Below are 19903 nucleotides of genomic sequence, written 5' to 3'. Positions count from 1 at the left end.
CTGGAGGTTTTCATGGGATTGAATGTTGGCTTGCTGCGGGAGAGCTTCGAGCTCGTGATCGAGAGGGCGCCCAACCTCACGCACCGTTTCTACGGGATCCTGTTCTCTCGGTATCCGCAGGTGAAGCCGCTCTTCGGGCGCAATAGCCAGGAGCAGCAAGAGAAGATGCTCACCGAGGCGCTCGCCGCGGTCATCGACCGGCTGGAGGACGCGTCGTGGCTCGAGGAGAAGCTCATGGCGATGGGGGCAAAGCACGTCGATTACGGCGTCACGGACGCGATGTACCCCTGGGTCGCCGACGCGTTGATCTCCGCGATGGCCGAGGTCGCGGGGGCGGACTGGTCCCCGGCGCACCAGCAGGCCTGGACCGACGCGCTCGGCGCGATCGCCTCGCTCATGCAGCGCGGGGCGAGGGAGTACGGCGCCGCGACGCCCCACGCGTCGCCACCGGCGGCACACGCGGGCGGCTAGGGAAACGAGCCCCCTCGACCCTGTCGCCCGCGGAGCCCGCGCGTCGGCCGGCGGCGTCACTCTCCCATCGCCTTCACGACGACGCGCTTGCGCCGGCCGCCGTCGAACTCCGCGTAGAAGATCTGCTGCCACGGCCCGAGATCGAGCTTCCCCGCGGTGATGGGCACGATCACCTGGTGGTGCACGAGGATCGACTTGAGGTGGGCGTCGCCGTTGTCCTCGCCGGTCCTGTGGTGCTTGTAGTCGGGCCCCTCGGGGGCGAGCTGCTGGAGCCACGTCCAGATGTCCTCCCAGAGGCCCGGCTCGTGGTCGTTCACGAACACGCCGGCGGTGATGTGCATGGCGCTCACGAGGACCATGCCTTCCCGGATGCCGCTGGCGGTGACGACGGCCGCGACGCGCTCGGTGACGTTGATGAGCTCGCGCCTGGCCTTCGTCTCGAAGTAGAAATAGTCGGTCTTCGATTTCATGGCTTCTCCCCCGCGCGGGTCACGGAGCGTGACGGAGCGCGTGATCGACGATCGCGCCGCGGCCGCCTGCCGCCGCGGGCGCGCGCCGGCTCCGGGGCTCCATAGCCCACCTCCTGGCCTTTCGCGAACCGCGTGCGGGCGCAGCGCCGTGGGGCTACGATCGAGCGCCGTGAAGGCGGCGCGGCGGCGGCTCATCCTCGAGATCGTGGCGACCGACGCGACGTTCGAGCGCACCGAGATCCGGGGTCAGGCGGCGTGGGTGGGCAAGTGCATCCATTGCCTCTCGCACGTCGTCGTCGGCCTCGACGGCGAGCCGATCCAGCGCGCGACGATCGAGCACATCGTCCCGCGCACGCACGGCGGGACGGACGCGCTCGACAACCTGGCGCTCGCGTGCGGCCGGTGCAACGCGCTGAAGGGGATGCGGCTCGACGTCCGGCGCCGCGACGATCCGAGGCTCGTCGCGGTGATCGAGCGGCTCAGGGAGCGCAAGGCGAGCCGCCTCCGCGGCGCCGGGACGTAGCGCCGCTCCGCCGTGGCGCCGCGGGCCTGCACCGCCCTGGATCCCCCCCGTCGGGAGCCCTACGCGCGGCCGCGAGGGCTCCCTCCTCGCGGCGCCGCGCTCAGGGGTAGAGCCGCTCGACGCGCCAGCCGTCGCCGTGGCGGACGTAGACCACGCGGTCGTGCAGGCGGTTCTCCTGGCCGTACCAGAACTCGACGCGCTCCGGCACCACCCGGTAGCCGCCCCAGAACTCCGGCCGAGGCACCGGCCGGCCCTCGAAGCGGCGCTCGATCTCGCGCACCCGATCGAGGAGCGCCTCGCGCGAGGGCAGCGGCGCGCTCTGCCGGGACGCCCACGCGCCGATCTGGCTGCCCCGCCCGCGGGTCTCGAAGTAGGCGTCCGACTCCGCGTCGCTGACCCGCTCGATCCGCCCCTCGACGCGGATCTGCTCCGCGGCCTTCGCCCAGTGGATGCACAGCGCGGCGAACGGGTTCGCCGCGAGATCCATCGACTTGCGGCTCTCGTAGTTGGTGAAGAACACGAACCCGCGATCGTCGATGCCCTTCAGCAGCACCATCCGCGCCGAGGGGCGCCCGGACGCGTCCGCCGTGGCGAGCGTCATGGCGGTCGCGTCGGTCGGTTCGGTGGTTTGCCGCTGCTCGAGGAGCTCGCGCGCGATGACGAACGGATCGGTCGGCTCGGTGATCATGGTGAAACGGTGCTCATGGTGAAATTGCGTCATGCATATACAAGCAGAGCGCGCCGCTGGCGAACCCGCGATGCATGCGAGCAACGCGCGCGCGCTCGGGTGGCTGCGTGGCTGCGTGGCTGCGTGGCTGCGTGGCTGCGTCGCTGCATGGCTGGGTGGCTATGGCGGCGCGGCGGTTTCCCTCGTCCCTCGCTGATTTCCGGGAAAGCTCGCGTTGTCGCGCACGCGCTGGTTTGATACTAGCGGAGGGGCGGAGCGAGGGCGTGCATGGTCGTACCGGTGAGCGTGGGGGACGTCCTCGCGGAGAAATACGAGGTCGAGCGCGTCCTCGGTGAAGGCGGGATGGGCGTGGTCGTCGCCGCCCGCCATCTCCTGCTGGGCGAGCGGGTGGCCATCAAGTTCCTGCAGCCCCAGGCCCGCGAGCGCGCGGACCTCGTCGCCCGCTTCCTGCGCGAGGGGCAGGTCGCGGCGCGCATCCGGAGCGAGCACGTGACGCGCGTGTACGACGTCGGCACGCTCGCGCGCGGCGAGCCTTACCTCGTCATGGAGTACCTCGAGGGGACCGACCTGAAGGCCGTCCTGCGCGATCGCGGGCCGCTCCCGGTCGCGCTCGCCTGCGACTACCTGCTCCAGGCGTGCGACGCGCTCGCGGAGGCGCACGCGCTCGGCATCATCCATCGGGACCTGAAGCCGGCCAACCTGTTCCTGACCCAGCGGGCCGACGGCAGCCCGCTCATCAAGGTCATCGACTTCGGCATCTCCAAGATGGCCCTCGCGGCGGAGGCGACGGCGCCCAAGGCGCACGACATGACCGAGAGCTCGGCGATGCTGGGCTCGCCGTTCTACATGGCGCCCGAGCAGATGGTCTCCTCGAAGAGCGTCGACGCGCGGGCCGACGTCTGGTCGATGGGCGCCATGCTCTATCAGCTGCTCACGGGCGCCGTCCCCTTCCGGGGCGACTCCCCGATGGCCATCTACGACCGCATCCTCGAGGGACCGCCGCGGCTCGACGCGCAGCGGTCCGACGCGCCCGAGCGCCTCGGCTGGGTGGTCCAGCGCTGCCTCCAGAAGAGCCCTGCCGATCGCTTCGGCAACATCGCCGAGCTCGCCGCCGAGCTCGCTCAGTTCGCGCCGCCGCACGCGCGGCACCTGGCCGATCGCGCCGCGCGCGTGCTGCAGATCCGCCTCGACGCGAGCGCCGAGGCGGGCCGCGCGCCCGGGCAGCCCCGGCGCTCGAGCTCCACGTCGCCCGGGCCCGCCGGCGGGACGCCGTCGTCCAGCGACCCGGATGGGAAGGGCGTGGCGGCCGGCTCCGCGTGGGATGGCGCGCCCACGGCGCTCCTCGCGGACGGCGCGGCGACGGATCGCTCCTGGGGCGGCACGCGCGCCTCGTCGCGCCAGGGCGGCGGGGCGCGCACCCTGGGGATCGCGGCGGCCCTCGCGGCGGCGCTCGTGGGCGCCGCGGGGCTCGCGTGGCTCGTGTGGTTCGCGCTCCGCGCCCCCGCGTCGGGTGGGGCGCCGCTCGCCGCGTCGGCGCCCTCGGAGGCGCCGCTGGCGCCGGAGGCACCCTCGCGCGACGCGGCGGTGCCCGCGGCCGATCTGGCGGCGGGCAAGGCGGCCGAGCTCCTCGACGGCGGCCCTGCGCCGCCGCCTGAAGCGCCCGTGTCCGAGGTCGCGACCGCGCGGCCGACCGCGAGCGGGTCTGCGGCGCCGCGGCCGCCGGGGTCGTCGAAGGGCGCGCGGCCGTCGGGGCGGACCCAGCCGCCGACCCGCCCCACGTCGACCGCGCCGCAAGACTTCTTTTCCGATCCGCGATGACATCACGTGAGCCCAGGAGAGGTGCCGTCTTGCTTTGCCATCGTCGTCTCTCGAGCCCCTGTCCGGAATCCGGCGGCCCTGCTGCGGTCTCCCGCGCGCCGCTGGCCGGGTCCGGTCGCCGTCGAGCGGCAGCGCTCCTGTCGGCGATCGCTGCGCTCGCCTTGCTCGCGCCGGCCGCGCGCGCCGCCGAGCCGACCCGGGAGGAGCGCGCCGCCGCGGTCGCGCTGTTCGACGAGGGCCGCGCGCTGATGGCCGCGGGGAAGCACGCCGAGGCCTGTCCGAAGTTCGCCGAGAGCCATGCGATCGACCCCGGCATCGGCACCCTCTTCAACCTCTCCGACTGCTACGAGCGCACCGGCAAGATCGCGACCGCGTGGATCGGCTTTCGCGACGTCGCGGCCGCCTCGCTCTCGGCCGGGCAGACGGAGCGCGAGCGGGTGGCGCGCGGCCGGGCCGCCGCGCTCGAGCCGCGGCTCTCCCGCCTCCAGATCGTGGTCCCGCCGGCGGCGTCGATCGCGGGCCTGGGCCTCACGCGGGACGGGGTCGCCGTGGGCAGGGCGCTCTGGGGGACGGCGGTGCCGCTCGACCCGGGCGAGCATCGGATCGCCGCCGCCGCGCCTGGCTACGAGCCCTGGGAGGTGAAGGTCACGATCGACAAGCCGGGCGTGGTGAGCGTCACGGTGCCGGCGCTCGAGCGCGCCACGGAGACGGCCTCCGCCCCGGGATCGAGCGGCGCGTCGACGCCGGCGGTCGCGGCGCCGCCTCCTGTCCGTCCGCCGGCGAGCGACCCGCCCCCGGCGCAGGGGGGGAGCATCCGCAAGCCGCTCGGCATCGTCGGGGTCGGGCTCGGCGTGGTCGGGCTCGGCGTCGGCACGGCGCTCGGCTTCATGGCGAAATCGACGTTCGACAAGGCCACCGAGGGCGGCCATTGCGACGAGGCGGGCCGCTGCGTCGATCAGACGGGCCTCGATCTGCGCGACGAAGCGGTGGCGAAGGGCAACATCGGGACGGCGGTGTTCATCGCGGGTGCGGCCCTCGCCGTGGGCGGGGCGATCCTCTGGATCACCGCGCCGTCTGCGCCTGACGCCGCGGCGTCCGCGCGCGGCCGCGGGCCGACGGCCGGCGCCCCCTGGAGCGCGCGCGTCGGCCTGGGCCCCGGGAGCGTGTGGATCGCGGGCACTCTCTGAGCGGCGCGCCACAGGAGCAGGAGCGGCCGTCGTCGCAGCGGCGGAGCGCGGGGCGCCCCACGACGTCCGGCATCGAGCCGGGTGAGGCGATTGGCACCGATGACAGAGGAGAGGCGGCGTGAGCGAGGGCGCCCCGAGATACCGGCGTTCAGCGCGGCCCCGCGATTGACACGGATCACCTCTCCGACATGGCGCCGTGCGGCGAGCTGACCGATGATGCCGAGTCGATCGGCATCGATTGCGGTGCACGGGTGAAACACAGCACGTCTCTCCGCCCGGGCTCGTCCGGCGCGGTGAGCCAGGCGCCTCCGCGCTATGGCGCGGCGCGGCTGGCCTGCTGGTGACGCTGCGCGCCGGCCAGCGAGCTCCGGCGGCGAGGGCGTGGCGAGCGATGATCCGTCGCAGGCGATGATCAGAAGGGTCCTGGACGGGAATATAGCCCCGGCCCCGAGCGGACCTCGGGGACTCGCACGTACCGCTCTGTTTCAAATATCCACTTCGACGAGTGAGCAGCGCATCGATGGCCCACGCTGGCGTGCGCCGGGCGCATTTCATCTGAACGGCAGATCAAATCATGGCAATGCTGCTCGACGCCGGTCGAGGGGCGCTTTTCTCCCATTGCCCGATTGCGGTGGCGACCGTTTGAGCGAGCCTGTCGAATGCCCTTGAGCCCACCGGCCCTGGGGAGAGGAGCGCCCCCGGCGTCTCCGATCTCGCATCGAGCAAACGTGCGCCGTCGGCCGGCCAGGCGAGCGCGTGTTGGCGTTCTGCAGGCATGATCCGTCACCTGCTCACGCCGGGCTCCGATGTCCTGTTCTTTCGCCCGGCGGTAGTTCATGAGTGCGCCACGGCGCTTGTCATGTATAGAATGCGTCTCATGACGAAACAGCGTTCAACCTTGGCTTTGTGGATGACCTTCGCGCTGGGTGGCGGCGCGTGTCTCGCGCTGGGCGCCGGTGCGTGCAGCGACGACGGGGCGACCAGCTCTGGCGACACCGTGACGAGCGGGGGGAACCAGGGCTCCTCCGGTGCGCAGACGGGGACGGGGGCCGGCGCTGGCTCCGCCTCCAGCTCCGGCGCGGGCGCTGGCTCCGGCTCTGGTTCCGGCTCCGGCTCCGGCGGTGGCAGCAGCACCTCGTCGTCCGGGACCACCGCGGGACAGGGCGGCTCCGGCGCCGGCGGCGGCGACCCGGTGGCGTGCGATGCCAGCGCGGCGCCTGACGTCGGGAAGCTGGCGCTCGCTCCCGTCGTCAGCAACGTGGACAAGCTGGTTTACGCCGCTCAGCCGAAGGGGTCGAGCGACTGGTATCTCGTGCTGCAGACCGGGCAGATCCGCGTGTTCTCCGGCGGTCAGCTGCGCAGCGAGGTCTTCCTCGACGTGAGCAGTCAGATCCGGCTCAGCTCCGGCGGCTTCGACGACGAGCGCGGGCTCATCAGCATGGCGTTCCCGCCCGACTACGCGACGAGCGGCAAGTTCTACATCATGATGACGGCGACCACGGGCACGGACATGAACCGTGACATGGTGGTCGAGTACAAGCGTTCCAGCGAACCTTACGTGGCGGATGCGAACTCGGCGAAGACGATCGTGCGGCTCGACACGTCCGCCGTGAATCACAACGGCGGCCATATCGCGTTCGGGCCCGACGGGATGCTCTACGTCGGCACGGGCGACGGGGGCGGGTCCTGCAACAGCGACAAGCCGGGCGGGTCGCAGGACCCGGCCTCGCTGTTCGGCAAGATCCTGCGCCTCGATCCGAATGCTGCCGAGCCGTACGCCGCGGCCGGCAATCCCCTCGACGGCGCGGCCTCGCGGGTCTGGCACTATGGTCTGCGCAACCCGTATACCTTCACCTTCGACCGGGGGACGGGCGACCTCTTCATCGGCGATGTCGGCCAGGATAGCTACGAGGAGATCGACTACGTTCCTGCTGGCACCTCGGGGCTGAACTTCGGCTGGCCGAAGTGGGAAGGCACCCACGCGGATACCTGCCAGGGGCGCACCATGCGCGCGGGCGATACGCACACCCCGCCCATCACCGACATGGATCGGCGGCAGAGCGCGACAGGGCCGTACCGCGACTACAAGTCGGTCGTCAGCGGATTCGTGTACCGGGGCAGCCAGGTGCCGCAGCTCCGGGGCGTCTACCTGTTCGGCGACTACACCGGCGGGAAAATGGGCGCGCTCATGCAGTGCGGGGCGCAGACGTCGCCCATCACGGTCATCAACAAGAACCCCGATCCGAACGCGCCGAACGCGCCGGCATTCGCGCGTCAGGGCAGCCTGCCGACCTTCAACGCGCTCACCGCGATCGTCGAGGACAACGACGGCGAGCAATACTTCGTCGCGAACCGCAACAGCCTGGTGAAGATCGTTCCCGGGACCTGACCAGGCCGCCCAGGGCGCGGGCGCCGGATCTCGCGCCCGGCCCTGGATCCAGCGCGCGAGCTCCCGCCCGCTCTTGCACGCGGGCGGCCACGCGCGCCCGCTCCGCCTCCGCCGACGCAGCCAACCCCGCGCAGCCGCCGTCGCGCCGCCTCCGATGGCAGCGGGCGCGCGCCCCCCTTCCGAGCGCACAGCGGATGTGCTTCGCTTGCCCCGCTCGTTCAGGAGGAGTCCCATGAAGAATGTCTTGACAGTGCTTGTTGCGCTCGGCGCCCTGTGTCTCTTCGGCTGCGAGGGCAAGCCCCAGGCGACGCCCGAGGCGAAGCCCGCGGCCACGACCGAGGCGGCGAAGCCCGCGCCCAAGGCCGAACCGGAGAAGGCGGCGCCGGCCGAGACCGCGAAGCCGGCGAGCACCGGCGGCTGGTGATCGGCGCGGCGGCTCGGCCCGCTGCCCCCCGGCGCAGGCGCATGGCCGCGGTCCGCCTCGCCCTCGCGCTCTCGCTCGGCCTGGCCGCCGTGGCGTGCGACGGCCGCCCTGCGCCCCCGGTCCACGGCGGTGCCCCCGATCCGGACCCGCTCGAGCCGCTGCGGCGCTTCGAGGCGGCGCGCCGAGCGGAGGCCGATTTCTCCCGCGCACCCAGCTCCGACCGGCTGTTCGGGCCCGACCCGATCGCGCTCCTCCCCGTGGATCCGCTGGGCCGCCCTGCCGCGCCGGGCGCGCCCGCGCTGCTCTCTCCGCTCCGCGGCCGCGACGCGCTCGTCCTGCTCGACGCGTCGCTTCGCGAGCTCGCCCGCGCCCCCGCGCCGGCCTCGCCGACAGGGGTCGCGGTCACGCCCACCGGCGAGGTCTTCGCGAGCGGCGAGGCGTCGCCCTCGCTCTTCCGCTACGCCGTCCGCGGCGCCTCGCTCGAGCCCGCGGGGCGCATCGAGCTCGCGGGCCTCCACGGCGTCCGGGACGTCGCGGCCGGCCCCGAGGGGCTCCTTTACGCGCTCGACGAGCGCGCCGGCACGCTCGTCACGCTGCGGCCTGGTCCCACCGGCGCGGACGGACGCATCGATGTCGAGCGCTGGGACGAACCCATCGGCGCTGGCCCGTTCCGCGTCGTGCGCCTCGCGCATCACCTGATCGTCGATTGCCTCCTCGACAAGACGCTCGTCGTGCTCCCGGTCGGCGCCGACGGCCGCCCGCTCCCGGGCGGCGCGGCGCGCGTCCGCCACGACGGCCCGATCTGGAGCTTCGACGCGCTCGAGACGGGCGGCGCCGGGGGCGGGCTCCTTCTCGCGGCTGGCGGGGTCGAGGATCACCCGCTCGACAGGACCGGCGGCTCGTTCGGATACATCGACTCGTTCGTCTTCCTCTACCGCGTCGTCGCCGGCCCCCGGCCCGAGGTGACGCGGCTCTCGGCCGTCAACGTCTCGGAGCTCGGCGTCCTCACCCCGAAGGCCGTCGCGCTCTCGGCGATCCCCGGATCGAGCGGCGTGCGCGTGATCGCGACCGGTTATGGCGGCGATCGCCGGGCCGAGCTCCTCTTCCGCGCCACGGACGCCGGCCTCGCGAGCGCGCCGGAGGTCTCCACCCGCCCGCTTTCCCCCGGCGTGGCCGCCATGGCCGCGCTCGGCGGCGGCGCCTTCGCCTATGCGAACCCGTTGCTCGACGCGTGGCTGCTCGACGCGGGCGACGGCGCGGTCGTGAAGCAGCCGGTCCGGGACGGCGGCGAGGACGACGCCCGCTCCGACGAGATCCGCCTCGGCGAGGCGCTCTTCTTCACCTCGCTGATGGCCCCGTGGAACAAGGCCGACGGCCCGCTCAGCCGGTTCACGTGCGAGACGTGCCACTTCGAGGGCTACGTCGACGGCCGCACGCACCACACCGGTCGAGGCGACGTGCGCGCCACGACCAAGCCGCTGCTCGGCCTGTTCAACAACCGCCCCCATTTCTCCCGCGCCCTCGATCCGGATCTCACCGCGGTGGCCGACAACGAGTTCCGCGTCGCCGGCGCGCTGAGCGGCCACGACCCATGGTTCTCGATCTCGAGCGAGGGCGCGCCGTGGCTCGCCGATCTCGGGCTCGCCGACGCCGGGCGCGCCGCGCGGCCGCCCGAGGCGCTCCGCCGCGCGCTCATGAGCTTCCTCATGGCGTTCTCGCACCGCGCGAACCCCGCCGTCCTTGGCCGGACGAGCTTTACCCCGCTCGAGCGCGACGGCGCCCGGGTGTTCCGGGAGCGCTGCGCCCGCTGCCACGCGCCGGTGCTCCGCAGCGACGACCCCGGCTCCGCGGCCCCGTTCGAGCGCTGGGAGGCGCTCGTGCTCGCGCCCGAGGGCCCGATCGTGTGGGGGAGGGCCGGCTACGAGAAGACCGGCGTCGTCCCGTACGTGCACGAGGACGGCGCGCGGGTGCCGTCGCTCCGGCGGCTCTACAAGAAGCGGCCCTACTTCACGAACGGCTCCGCGAAGACGCTGCGCGATGTGCTCGAGCGGGCGCGCTTCGAGGACACGGGCGGCCGCGCCGCCGGCGATCACCGCGGCACGGCCGCTGCCGCTGCCGCTGCGCCGGGCGCCTTCTTCCACGACGGCGCGCCCGCGGGCGAGGGCCTCGTCGCGCTGGACGCCGGCGCGATCGAGGCGCTCCTCGCCTTCCTCGATCTGCTCTGATCGCGCGGCGCGCCCGCTCGCCCGCGGCCAGGCAGACCGTGGGCACGCAGCGCGGAGCGCGCGTGTCCGCGTGCACTCGATCTCCGCGGCGGCCAGCCCTGAGCCTGCCCGCGCGGATCCCCCAGCATCGCCGCGCGATCCGCGGTAAATGGGGGAGATGCGACAGCACCCCACGTTCCCCCGCCCGTCGGCGTCGGCCATCGACAAGGCGCGCCGGCTCCTCGAGCGCGCGCTCGGCCCGTCGAAGGTCATCACGTCGGCCGACGGGTGCGCGGCCTACGCGGGCGACGAGTCCGATCAGCCGCCGGTGAGCCCGGATGCGGTCGTGCTCGCGTCCTCGGCCGCCGACATCGAGAAGGCGGTGCGGGCGGCGAGCGAGGCGGAGGTGCCGGTCGTGCCGCGCGCCGCTGGCAGCGGCAAGTCGGGCGGCGCGGTGCCGGTCGGGGGCGGGATCGTCATCGCCACGATCGGCATGAACTCCATCAAGGAGATCAGCCGCGAGGAGCAGATCGCGGTCGTCGAGCCGGGCGTCATCCTCGCCGACCTGCACGCGGCCGTCGAGGCCGAGGGGCTCTTCTACCCGCCCGATCCGAACTCGCTCAAGATGTGCGCGCTCGGCGGCAACATCGCCGAGAACGCCGCCGGCCCGCGCGCCTTCAAGTACGGCGTCACGCGCGAGTACGTGCTCGGGCTCGACGCGATCCTCATCGACGGCACGCGCCTCCGCACCGGCCGGCGCACGGTGAAGGGCGTGACGGGGTACGACGTCACGGCGCTGCTCGTCGGCAGCGAGGGCACGCTGGCGATCACGACGGAGGCGACGCTCCGGCTCATCGCGAAGCCCCCGTCGGTCATGACGCTGCTCTGCCTGTTCCCGGACGTGCGCGCCAGCGGGCGCGCGGTGAGCGCCCTGGTCGCCGCCGGCGTCGTCCCGCGCTGCCTCGAGCTGCTCGATCGCCCCACGCTCGACGCGGTGCGCGCGCGCGGCGTCGGGGTCGACGAGCGCGCGGGCGCGATGCTGATCATCGAGGTCGACGGCGAGCCCGCGGACTGCGAGGTCCAGGCCGAGCGGGTGGGGGAGGTCTGCATGGATGCCGGGGCGCTCGACGTGCTCGTCGCGCAGGACGAGGCACAGCGCGAGCGGCTCTGGGAGGCCCGCCGCCAGCTCTCGCCCACGACGCGCGCCATGGCGCGCTACAAGATCTCGGAGGACGTCGTGGTCCCGCGCGACAAGATCCCGGCGCTGCTCGACGAGGTCGCGGAGATCTCGGCGGCGACGGGCGTCCGCATGCTGACGTACGGCCACGCCGGGGACGGCAACCTCCACGTCAACATGCTCTGGAACGACCCGGACCTCGTCCCCCAGGTGGAGACGGCGCTGTCGCGCCTGTTCCGCGCGGTGATCGGCATGCGCGGCACGCTGAGCGGCGAGCACGGCATCGGGACGTCGAAGGCGGACTTCCTCGCGCTCGAGCAGTCGCCGGAGCTCATCGCGATCGAGCGCAAGATCAAGGCGCTCTTCGACCCGAAGGGCCTGCTCAACCCGCACAAGATCTTCCCGCGGCGGACGCTCGAGGCGGCCGAGCGGGGCGAGCGCGACGGGGGAGCCGAGCGCGCGCCGGGCTTCCCGTCCCACGTCGTGGCGCCCTCGCACGGGGCCTGCTGAGCCGATGCGGGTCCTCGGCATCGATCCCGGCTCGCGCCACCTCGGCTGGGGCCTGCTCGTGCGGCAGGGCACGCGCATCGAGCACGTCGCGCATGGCGTCATCGACATCGACACGAGCGGGACGTTCGCCGCCCGGCTCGTGGAGATCGACGACGAGCTCGGCAAGGTGATCGCGTCGCTCGCGCCCGACGCGGCCGCGGTGGAGAGCCTGTTCTTCGCCAAGGACGCGCAGAGCGCGGCGAAGCTCGGCCACGCGCGCGGGGTCGTGCTGCTGCGGCTGGCGCGCGCGGGCGTGCCGATCTCGGAGTATCCGCCGGCGCTGGTGAAGCGGACCATCGTCGGCCGGGGCGCGGCCGAGAAGGCGCAGGTCGCGCAGGTGATGACCGCGGTCCTGCGCCTCGCCGCGCCCCCGCGGCCGGACGCTGCCGACGCGCTGGCCATCGCGATGACCCACCTCAGCGCCGCGGGCTTCGCGGCCGCGCTGGCGGCGTCGGGCGCGCCCGTCCCGCGCCGCGCCCGGCCGCGACGGGCGCGCCTCGGGTGAGCGTGGGCCGACGCGGCTCCCTGGTCGCGCATGGGGACGAGAGGCGCGGCGGCTTGGTCGACCGCTGACCGCTGACCGCGCGACAGGGGGCCGGCGGGCGCGGCCCTGGCGGTCCGGGCGCACATCCCCTGTGCTATGGAGCCTGCATCGGACGCTCCCGCGCCGCGTCCAACATGAAAACGTGCGGCGCGCCCCGGCTTCAGCGAGGGTGCGGCTGCCAGGGCACGGAACCGGCGGTGCATCGCCGGCGCCCCCGCCGCCGACGGGCGGGGGCGAGACGCCTCTGGACATCAAAGGAGATCGGGAAGGATGACGCGAACCTCACTCAACCGCCTCGCCGCCGCGTGCCTCATCGGGCTGACGGCGCCCCTCACGGTCGTGCTCGCGACGCTCGCGACCGCCGGCGAGTCCCAGGCCGCGGGTCCCACCGCCGAAGAGCTCGGCAGGCGCGTCCAGCAGTTCTACGACTCCACGAAGACCTTCAAGGCGAGCTTCACCCAGACCTACACGATCAAGGTCCAGGACGTGAAAAAGGTCTCCACCGGCAAGGTGACCTTCGAGAAGCCGGGCAAGATGAGCTGGATCTACGACGCGCCGAACGGAAACCGCGTCGTCTCCGACGGCATCACGATCAAGGTCTACGAGAAGGACAACGAGCAGATGTTCGAGACCCCGGTGAAGGGCTCTCAGTATCCGGCGGCGCTCGCGTTCTTGATGGGCAAGGGGCAGCTCACGAAGGATTTCTCGCTGCGCCTGCTCGATCCTGCGCAGATGAAGTTCGAGGGCGGCTATGTCCTCGAGGGGACGCCGAAGGAGGCGACCCCTGCGTATCAGAAGATGCTCCTCTATGTGGACGGGCAGACCAACCAGGTCCGCCGCGTGCTGATCCTCGACGCGCAGGGCAACCGGAATCGGTTCGACTTCTCGTCGCCGGTCGTGAATCAGCCGGTCGGGAAGACCGAGTTCGATTTCACGCCTCCACCGGGCACGCGCGTCGTCCGCCCCTGACGTTCTCCCGCCACGTTCCCGGCGCGGAGGAGCCGCTGCCGCGTTACCCCGCCGACCCCCGACAGCTCGTGGAACCCGTGGAAGCGGAGCGTCACAGCCTCCGCGCTCCTCGCCGGCAGCACGCCGTGGCGAAGCTGCTGGGATATATGCCCGGCGCGTCCCTGCCGTGGTAGAAATATTCCGTGATACTTCGATCCCACGGGCGTGAGCGACAGCTCCGAGGCTGGCGTCGCCCGGCGCGGATCGTCACCGCTGCTTTCGGCTCCACGCGCGCGGCGGGGATTCGCCTCGGCTGAACGGTCACCCGCTGTCACGAGGCTTTCGCGAGAGCGCTCGATCCATGAACAATCCCCACGGACATCGTCCCGATTCCCCCGGCGTGCCGCAACAACCCCGGCCGGCGGAGCGCTTGAGCGAGCGCGCGCAGGGCCCTTCGGGGTATCCGGCGCAAGGTGCGGGGCAGAGCTCCATGGGGCAACCGCCGCACGGGCAGCAGGGCCACGGGCAGGCGCCGCAGGGGTACGCGCACGCGCAGCCAGCGCAGGGCTACGGGCAGGGGCACGTATATCCCCAGGGGCCGCAGGGCCATCCGCAAGGGCCGCAGGGGCACGCGTATCCGCAGGGGCCGCAGGGCCATCCGCAAGGGCCGCAGGGGCACGCGTATCCGCAGGGGCCGCAGGGCCATGCGCACGGGCCGCAGGGCCATGCGCACGGGCCGCAGGGCTATGCGCACGGGCCGCAGGGTCACGCGTATCCGCAGGCTCCACAGGGCTACGCGCAGGGGCACGCGTATTCGCAGGGGCCGCAGGGTCACGCGTATCCGCAGGGGCCGCAGGGTCACGCGTACCCGCTGGCACCCCAGGGCTACGCGCGGGGGCATCAGGGTCACGCGTACGCGCATCACCACGCAGGCTACCCGGCGGCCGTTCGGAGGTTCGACCCGGACCGGCGGCTGCGCATCGCCGGGCTGTGGCTGTGGGCCATCGGCCTCATCGCGGGCGCGGTCCTCAACGTGCTCTTCACGCTCCTCGGCGTCATCGAGTCCGGGGGGAGCATGCTGAGCGCCATGCTCGTCGGGGCGCTCTTCGCGTTCCCACCGCTCGTCCTCTACCTGTTCGTCCCGATGATCATCGATCGGTACGATCCCGAGCCGTGGTGGTGCCTGCTGATGGCGTTCCTCTGGGGAGCGCTCGCGGCGACCGGCTTCTCGATCCTGATCAACACGGGCGTCCACATCGGCGTCTCAAGCAACTTCGGCGAGCCGGCCGGCGAGCTCGTCAGCGCATCGGTCAGCGCGCCGTTCGCAGAGGAGCTCTTCAAGGGGCTCGGCGTGTTCGGCTTCTTCTACTTCCTGCGCCGGGAGTTCGACGGGATCGTCGACGGCATCATCTACGCCACGTTCTGCGCGCTCGGCTTCGCCGCGGTGGAGAACGTGCTCTATTACGCGCGCGCCTCGATGCAGGGCAGCGACGTTCTCGCCGGCACGTTCGTCCTGCGGGGCGTCTTCACGCCCTGGCTCCATCCGCTGTTCACGTCGATGACCGGCATCGGCTTCGGGCTCGCCCGGGAGTCGTCGAAGACGTGGGTGCGCGCGGCGGCCCCGATCGGCGGCTACCTGCTCGGCGTCGCGCTGCACGCGGTGTGGAACTTCCTCCCCACCGCGCTGGGGCGCGCGATGGGGGACATCTTCATGCCGTGGCTCCTGCTCTGGTTGTGCTTCGTCGCGTCGTTCTTCGGGATCATCGTGGCGCTCGTGATCCGCAAGGGCTGGGTGATCCGGGATCATCTGCGCGACGAGGTCGCGCTCGGCATGCTCACCCAGGACGAGCTCGAGCTCGTCTGCTCGCCGATCGGCCGGCTCCGGTGCACCCTGGGCTGGCGCGGCGCCACGGGGCGGAGCTTCATCCGCGCCGGCGCGCGGCTCGCGCTCAGCAAGTGGCACACGGCGCGCGCGCTGCAGGGCCGCAACCGCACCCTGAGCGCCGATTTCATCGGCCCGCTCCGGCAAGAGATCGCGCAGCTCAGGCACGAGCTTCTGGCCCGAGCGCCCCGGTAGAGCGGCGGTCACCCGCGTCGGATACGGGCCCATCTCGACCTTTTCGGTGCTCAGCGCACGTGAGTGCGCTTCCGCGCCGAAAACGCCGATCTGGACCCGTCTCCTGTGCGGGTGACCGCCGCTCTGGAACCCTCGATCCGCCGGCGGTCAGCTCTGCGAGGTGTTCGTCCCGTCCGCGGCTGGGCGCGCGGCGCGGTCCTCGCGCCGCTGCACGGGCTTCGCGGGGATGCCCACGACCGTGGTGTTCGGCGCGACATCGTGCACGACCACGGCATTGGCGCCGATCCTGGCGCCGTCACCGACCGTGACCCCGCCGACGATCTTCGCCCCCGCGCCGATGAAGAGGTCGCTCCCGAGCACCGGTGTCTGCCGCCGATCGGCGCCGATGGTCACCTGGTGCTCGATGAGCACGTTCGATCCGCCGCGGACGTTGCCATTGATGACAACGCCGTTCGAGTGGATGAGCACGAACCCGGGCCCGAAGTCCGCGCCGCGCCCGATCACGCAGCCGCCGGCCAGGTTGGTCGCCTTGTTGAGCACCATCTCGAGCACCGGCATCCGGTGGGCTCGCGCGGCCTGCGTGAACCTGTAGAGGACCATCGCCGCCGTGCCGTCGGTCGCCAGCGTCTTCAGGATGATTGGCAGTGGATCGCTGCCGTAGCACCATGTGGCCTTCTGGCGCACGTCGGCCGCGATGAGTCGCAAAGTCCGCAGCATCCCGACGAGCCTAGCGCATCTCGCCCCGCCCGTGCGACCTTTCGCCGCGCGCCCTCGGGGGCACCTCGTCGCGTGGCGTCTCGTCGCGCCGCGCCGCGCCCGCGTGACCTTTCGCCGTGCCTGCGCTCCCCTGCTACATCCCGTCGCGCGTCCGCTGCGCCTGCGTGCTCGCGCGGTCTTTTCGACGCCGCACCGCCCTGTTGCCATCCGGTCATCGGTCCGTCACATCGCTCGGGTACACGCGCTCTTCACCATGGCGCGGATTTTAGTCATCGAGGACGAGCCGGCGCTCCAGAAGGTGCTCGATTACAACCTCAGGCAAGCCGGGCATGAGGTGCTCCTCGCGGGGCAGGGCGGTGAGGGGGTCCAGCTGGCCGTGGACCAGCGGCCCGATCTCGTCTTGCTCGATCTCATGCTGCCCGACATCCCGGGGACCGAGGTGTGCCGTGCTCTCCAGCAGAGCGATGGCACCCAGCGGATCCCCGTGATGATCGTGTCGGCGCGCGGGGACGAGGTCGACCGCATCGTCGGCTTCGAGCTCGGCGCCGTCGACTACGTCGTCAAACCGTTCAGCGTGCGGGAGCTCGTGTTGCGCGTGCAAGCCGTGCTCCGCCGCGCGAAGTCCTCCGGGGACGGGGAGCGGAGCATCGAGTTCGGGTGCCTGCGGATCGACGAGGGCGCTCACCGCGTGTGGGTCGAGCGCGAGGAGGTCGAGCTGACGCTCCTCGAGTTCAAGCTCCTCGTCGCGCTGTACGAGGCGCGCGAGCGCGTGCAGACGCGCACCGCGCTCCTCGACGGCGTGTGGGGCATCGACGTGAGCATCACGACGAGGACCGTGGACACCCACGTCAAGCGGCTTCGCGACAAGCTGCGCAGCGCCGGCGATTATATCCAGACCGTCCGCGGTATCGGCTATCGATTCGCCGCTTCGCCCGACCTCCCCGAGAGCCGCAGCGCCTGAGCGCCCTGCCGGGCGAGCACGACAATCGTTGCCACACCGTCACCGGGCCGCAACGGCAGCGAGTGTACCCTGCAGACGGTGATTCACATGCTGGGCGACCTTGTTGAAGCCTGCCGGTCCCTCTCATGAGGTCAGGTGGAGCTCTTGTGTTGTCGCCAGCGTGCGCCGGGAGCCTCGATGTATCTTGAAACGTGGAGTGCAGGGGAGGCCGATCCTGAGCGGGCGAAGCGCCTCGCGATCGGGGTTGCGGCAGGGCTCCTGCTGTTCGCGGCCATCGCGCTCGCCGCCGCCCGCCTGAGCGGCGCGATCGCGCCTCCTCCGCCCGAGGAGGAGGTCGTCGAGGTCAAGCTGGCCACCCAGATCCCCGAGGCGCCCCCCGTGGCCCCGGCGCCCCCGCCCCCGCCGCCGGCGGCGGAGGCTCCGGCGCCTCGCCCCGCGGCGCCCAGGCGCCCGGCGCTCGTCGCGCCGACCGCGGTGCCCAGCGAGGCGCCGGCGGAGGCGGACCCGGGCCAGGCCAAGGCGAGCGACGACGACACCTACGGAGAGCCGGGAGGCGTACCGGGCGGCGTGCCCGGCGGGGTCCCCGGCGGCACGGGGACGGCCGCCGTGGCTGCGCCCGCGCCGCCGCCGCCACCGCCTCCGCAGCCGAAAGGGCCGATTCACCTCCCCGAGAACGCCACGCCGCCTGTCGCGCTCTCCAATTCGCTCCCTCCCATCCCCGAGGCGGCGCGGAGCGCGGGGATAGAGGCCACCGTGGTCGTCAGGTTCGTGGTGACCGAGACCGGCGAGGTCACGAACGTCACCCTCGTCCGCGGCCATCCGCTGTTCAACGACGTGGTGCTCGCGACGGTGAAGACGTGGCGCTATCGGCCGGCGATCCACGAGGGGAGGCCGGTGTCGACCTTCAAGACGGTCCGGATCCCGTTCAAGGCGAAGAGATGACGTCGAGCGCGCGGCCGCGGACTCGGCCTCTCGCGCGAGGAACGAAGGAGGTTCACCATGATGCAGTTTGATCTCGGGCACATCTGGGCGACCATGGGGCTTTTGAGCAAGCTCGTCGCGTTCGCCCTCGTGCTCATGGCGCTGGCGAGCGTCGCCGTCGTTGTGGAGCGGCTCATCGCGCTCGCGCGTCAGGCGTCGGAGACCCGGCGCTTCGCGAGGGAGGCGCGCCCCGTGATGGAGGCCTGGGACACCGCGCGGCTCGTCTCGATCGCCGACGGCTATGGACGCTCCGCGCTCGCCCGGCTCGTCGGCGCGGCGGTGCGCCGCTTCCAGCGCGCCGTCGAGGCGGGCGACGGCGGCGTGCCACCGGTGGAGCTCGCGCGCCGCGAGGTGTCGCGGCGCCGGGAGGCGATCTCCGCCGACCTGCGCCGCGGCCTCTCGGTGCTCGCGACGGTCGGCTCGGTGGCCCCGTTCGTCGGGCTGCTCGGCACCGTCATCGGCATCATCACGGCCTTCCAGACCATCGCCTCGACCGGCTCGGGCGGCCTCGGCGCCGTGAGCGCCGGCATCTCCGAGGCGCTCATCGTCACCGCGCTCGGGCTCGCGGTCGCCATCCCGGCGGTGCTTTGCTTCAACTACCTCACCACCCGTATCGCCGCTGTGGAGCTCGCGCTCGAGCGCAGCGCGGGTGAGCTCATCGACGAGATGGAGAACGAACATGGGCGTTCGAGTGGAGAGCGGTCGCTCGGGTCGGCAGCAGCCGCCTGAGCCGGAGATCAACGTCACGCCGCTCGTCGACGTGGTGCTCGTGCTCCTCATCATCTTCATGGTGATCGCGCCCCAGATGGAGCACGGCGAGCGGGTCGAGCTCCCGGCGGTGTTTCAGCCGGATCCGAAGTCGAAATCGAAGCTCGATCCGATCTACGTGACGATCACCGGCGCAGGCACCGTGTTCCTCGAGAAGGAGGCTGTCGCCGACCTCGGCGCGCTCGGCGAGCGGCTGCGGGCCATCCGCGCCGCCGAGCCGGAGCGCCGGGTGGTCATCAAGGGCGACTCCTCGGCGCGGTACGGCCGCGTCCGGGAGGCCTTCGCGCTGTGCCAGGAGGTCGGGTTCGCCGGGATCTCGCTGCAGGTGAGCCAGCGGGGCGGCGGGGCGTCCGCCGCGCCGGAGGAGGGATAGCGCCGTGGGGATGAGCGTTCCGCAGGGCGGAGGCAAGAAGGGCGGCGTCGCGCCGAGCATGAACGTGACGCCGCTCGTCGACGTGGTGCTCGTGCTCCTCATCATCTTCATGGTCGTGACGCCGCTGCTCGCCAAGCAGCTCTGGCTGAATCTGCCCAAGAAGGACGACACCGCGAAGCTCGCGCCGCCTCCCGTCGACGCCGACAAGCCCGTGGTGCTCACGGTGGATCAGCGCGGCGTCCTCCGCATCAACCAGGCCGAGGTGCAGCGCGGCGAGCTGAAGGAGCGGCTCGCGCGGATCTTCGCGGCGCGCTCGGACAACGTTCTTTACTTCGACGCGGATGACGAGGCCGTCTACGCGGTCGCCGTGGAGGCCATGGACGCCGCGCGCATGGGCGGGGCCAAGACGATCGCCGTCCTGACGGAGAAGCCCGCGCGCTGAGCCAGGGCAGAGGCTCGATGACTCGATGAGGTGAAGTCGAGGCGCGCGGGAGCCGCCGCCGCGTCGCTCGAGCGCGCGGGCGCGGCGGGGTGCACGGGAGAGGGCGCGAGGTGGCCCTCCGCTCTCCTCATCAGACGGGCGCGCGTGCGCCCGGCCATCGAATCGAGAGTCGCGCCCGGGCTCGGAGCGCGC

19 protein-coding genes are annotated in these 19903 nt (G+C 72.4%); 16 read left to right on the top strand and 3 right to left on the bottom strand.

Annotation, left to right across the window (positions count from 1 at the left end; all coding sequences use genetic code 11):
• The first annotated feature begins 12 nt into the window (after window positions 1-12).
• Entirely contained in the window at window positions 13-471 is a 459-nt protein-coding gene (locus WME95_RS28285) for a globin domain-containing protein (RefSeq protein WP_437902463.1), read from the top strand.
• A 56-nt stretch (window positions 472-527) separates the two neighbouring features.
• On the opposite strand, the gene WME95_RS28280 is transcribed toward WME95_RS28285, so the two are convergent.
• On the bottom strand, window positions 528-941 hold the full coding sequence (locus WME95_RS28280) for a secondary thiamine-phosphate synthase enzyme YjbQ (RefSeq protein ID WP_437902462.1): 414 nt from the start codon (window positions 939-941) through the stop codon (window positions 528-530).
• A gap of 169 nt (window positions 942-1110) precedes the next feature.
• Here WME95_RS28280 and WME95_RS28275 point away from each other — a divergent pair, with 169 nt between their 5' ends.
• Window positions 1111-1464 (top strand): HNH endonuclease, encoded by a 354-nt coding sequence (locus WME95_RS28275; protein WP_437541598.1) that lies wholly within the window; start codon window positions 1111-1113, stop codon window positions 1462-1464.
• Between the two features lie 100 nt (window positions 1465-1564).
• On the opposite strand, the gene pdxH is transcribed toward WME95_RS28275, so the two are convergent.
• Window positions 1565-2152, bottom strand: a complete 588-nt coding sequence (gene pdxH, locus WME95_RS28270; RefSeq protein WP_437902461.1) for a pyridoxamine 5'-phosphate oxidase — start codon at window positions 2150-2152, stop codon at window positions 1565-1567.
• Between the two features lie 267 nt (window positions 2153-2419).
• On the opposite strand from pdxH, the gene WME95_RS28265 reads away from it, so the two are divergent.
• The 9 genes from WME95_RS28265 (at window position 2420) to WME95_RS28225 (ending at window position 15469) form a co-directional block, all read left to right on the top strand.
• The gene (locus WME95_RS28265) at window positions 2420-3970 is read left to right on the top strand and encodes a protein kinase domain-containing protein (RefSeq protein ID WP_437902460.1); all 1551 of its coding nucleotides are present in this window, start codon (window positions 2420-2422) and stop codon (window positions 3968-3970) included.
• 161 nt (window positions 3971-4131) lie between these two features.
• Entirely contained in the window at window positions 4132-5157 is a 1026-nt protein-coding gene (locus tag WME95_RS28260; RefSeq protein ID WP_437902459.1) for a hypothetical protein, read from the top strand.
• Between the two features lie 910 nt (window positions 5158-6067).
• Window positions 6068-7546, top strand: coding sequence for a PQQ-dependent sugar dehydrogenase (locus tag WME95_RS28255; protein ID WP_437902458.1), 1479 nt, complete (start codon window positions 6068-6070; stop codon window positions 7544-7546).
• Between the two features lie 232 nt (window positions 7547-7778).
• Window positions 7779-7970, top strand: a complete 192-nt coding sequence (locus WME95_RS28250) for a hypothetical protein (RefSeq protein ID WP_044965791.1) — start codon at window positions 7779-7781, stop codon at window positions 7968-7970.
• Between the two features lie 41 nt (window positions 7971-8011).
• Window positions 8012-10195, top strand: coding sequence for a hypothetical protein (locus tag WME95_RS28245; RefSeq protein ID WP_437902457.1), 2184 nt, complete (start codon window positions 8012-8014; stop codon window positions 10193-10195).
• A gap of 157 nt (window positions 10196-10352) precedes the next feature.
• The gene (locus tag WME95_RS28240) at window positions 10353-11861 is read left to right on the top strand and encodes an FAD-binding oxidoreductase (RefSeq protein WP_437902456.1); all 1509 of its coding nucleotides are present in this window, start codon (window positions 10353-10355) and stop codon (window positions 11859-11861) included.
• 4 nt (window positions 11862-11865) lie between these two features.
• Window positions 11866-12405, top strand: a complete 540-nt coding sequence (ruvC, locus tag WME95_RS28235) for a crossover junction endodeoxyribonuclease RuvC (protein WP_437292967.1) — start codon at window positions 11866-11868, stop codon at window positions 12403-12405.
• Between the two features lie 309 nt (window positions 12406-12714).
• A complete protein-coding gene (locus WME95_RS28230) occupies window positions 12715-13413 on the top strand; it encodes a LolA family protein (protein WP_437541581.1) in 699 nt (232 codons plus the stop codon).
• A gap of 469 nt (window positions 13414-13882) precedes the next feature.
• The gene (locus WME95_RS28225) at window positions 13883-15469 is read left to right on the top strand and encodes a PrsW family glutamic-type intramembrane protease (RefSeq protein WP_437902455.1); all 1587 of its coding nucleotides are present in this window, start codon (window positions 13883-13885) and stop codon (window positions 15467-15469) included.
• Window positions 15470-15616: 147 nt separating this feature from the next.
• Here the strand turns inward: WME95_RS28225 and WME95_RS28220 are convergent, their stop codons facing one another.
• Window positions 15617-16186 carry a serine O-acetyltransferase gene (locus WME95_RS28220; RefSeq protein ID WP_437902454.1) on the bottom strand — a complete coding sequence of 190 codons (570 nt, stop codon included), beginning with the start codon at window positions 16184-16186 and terminating at the stop codon, window positions 15617-15619.
• Window positions 16187-16439: 253 nt separating this feature from the next.
• On the opposite strand from WME95_RS28220, the gene WME95_RS28215 reads away from it, so the two are divergent.
• From WME95_RS28215 to WME95_RS28195, 5 genes are all read left to right on the top strand, one after another.
• Window positions 16440-17147, top strand: a complete 708-nt coding sequence (locus WME95_RS28215) for a response regulator (RefSeq protein ID WP_437541577.1) — start codon at window positions 16440-16442, stop codon at window positions 17145-17147.
• Between the two features lie 177 nt (window positions 17148-17324).
• Entirely contained in the window at window positions 17325-18089 is a 765-nt protein-coding gene (locus WME95_RS28210; protein ID WP_437902453.1) for an energy transducer TonB, read from the top strand.
• A 57-nt stretch (window positions 18090-18146) separates the two neighbouring features.
• Entirely contained in the window at window positions 18147-18857 is a 711-nt protein-coding gene (locus WME95_RS28205) for a MotA/TolQ/ExbB proton channel family protein (protein WP_437902452.1), read from the top strand.
• A complete protein-coding gene (locus tag WME95_RS28200; protein ID WP_437902451.1) occupies window positions 18808-19269 on the top strand; it encodes an ExbD/TolR family protein in 462 nt (153 codons plus the stop codon). Before WME95_RS28205 ends, WME95_RS28200 begins: the two co-directional genes overlap by 50 nt.
• 10 nt (window positions 19270-19279) lie before the next feature.
• Window positions 19280-19711 (top strand): ExbD/TolR family protein, encoded by a 432-nt coding sequence (locus WME95_RS28195; RefSeq protein WP_437911038.1) that lies wholly within the window; start codon window positions 19280-19282, stop codon window positions 19709-19711.
• The last annotated feature ends 192 nt before the right edge of the window (window positions 19712-19903 follow it).

The organism is Sorangium sp. So ce327 (genome assembly GCF_051530205.1).
GTDB lineage: Bacteria > Myxococcota_A > Polyangia > Polyangiales > Polyangiaceae > Sorangium > Sorangium cellulosum_B.
The sequence above is the reverse complement of the archived record's forward strand: the minus strand, read 5'-3'. Positions and strand labels throughout refer to the sequence as shown.

Bases quoted from the DNA above. Each gene is read 5' to 3' on its own strand.
- WME95_RS28280 (WP_437902462.1), bottom strand. From the start codon at position 941: ATGAAATCGAAGACCGACTATTTCTACTTCGAGACGAAGGCCAGGCGC.
- WME95_RS28210 (WP_437902453.1), top strand. From the start codon at position 17,325: ATGTATCTTGAAACGTGGAGTGCAGGGGAGGCCGATCCTGAGCGGGCG.
- ruvC (WP_437292967.1), top strand. From the start codon at position 11,866: ATGCGGGTCCTCGGCATCGATCCCGGCTCGCGCCACCTCGGCTGGGGC.
- WME95_RS28285 (WP_437902463.1), top strand. From the start codon at position 13: ATGGGATTGAATGTTGGCTTGCTGCGGGAGAGCTTCGAGCTCGTGATC.
- WME95_RS28255 (WP_437902458.1), top strand. From the start codon at position 6,068: ATGACCTTCGCGCTGGGTGGCGGCGCGTGTCTCGCGCTGGGCGCCGGT.
- WME95_RS28265 (WP_437902460.1), top strand. From the start codon at position 2,420: ATGGTCGTACCGGTGAGCGTGGGGGACGTCCTCGCGGAGAAATACGAG.
- WME95_RS28215 (WP_437541577.1), top strand. From the start codon at position 16,440: ATGGCGCGGATTTTAGTCATCGAGGACGAGCCGGCGCTCCAGAAGGTG.
- WME95_RS28225 (WP_437902455.1), top strand. From the start codon at position 13,883: ATGGGGCAACCGCCGCACGGGCAGCAGGGCCACGGGCAGGCGCCGCAG.
- WME95_RS28195 (WP_437911038.1), top strand. From the start codon at position 19,280: ATGAGCGTTCCGCAGGGCGGAGGCAAGAAGGGCGGCGTCGCGCCGAGC.
- WME95_RS28220 (WP_437902454.1), bottom strand. From the start codon at position 16,186: ATGCTGCGGACTTTGCGACTCATCGCGGCCGACGTGCGCCAGAAGGCC.
- WME95_RS28240 (WP_437902456.1), top strand. From the start codon at position 10,353: ATGCGACAGCACCCCACGTTCCCCCGCCCGTCGGCGTCGGCCATCGAC.
- pdxH (WP_437902461.1), bottom strand. From the start codon at position 2,152: ATGATCACCGAGCCGACCGATCCGTTCGTCATCGCGCGCGAGCTCCTC.
- WME95_RS28250 (WP_044965791.1), top strand. From the start codon at position 7,779: ATGAAGAATGTCTTGACAGTGCTTGTTGCGCTCGGCGCCCTGTGTCTC.
- WME95_RS28245 (WP_437902457.1), top strand. From the start codon at position 8,012: ATGGCCGCGGTCCGCCTCGCCCTCGCGCTCTCGCTCGGCCTGGCCGCC.
- WME95_RS28230 (WP_437541581.1), top strand. From the start codon at position 12,715: ATGACGCGAACCTCACTCAACCGCCTCGCCGCCGCGTGCCTCATCGGG.
- WME95_RS28200 (WP_437902451.1), top strand. From the start codon at position 18,808: ATGGGCGTTCGAGTGGAGAGCGGTCGCTCGGGTCGGCAGCAGCCGCCT.
- WME95_RS28205 (WP_437902452.1), top strand. From the start codon at position 18,147: ATGATGCAGTTTGATCTCGGGCACATCTGGGCGACCATGGGGCTTTTG.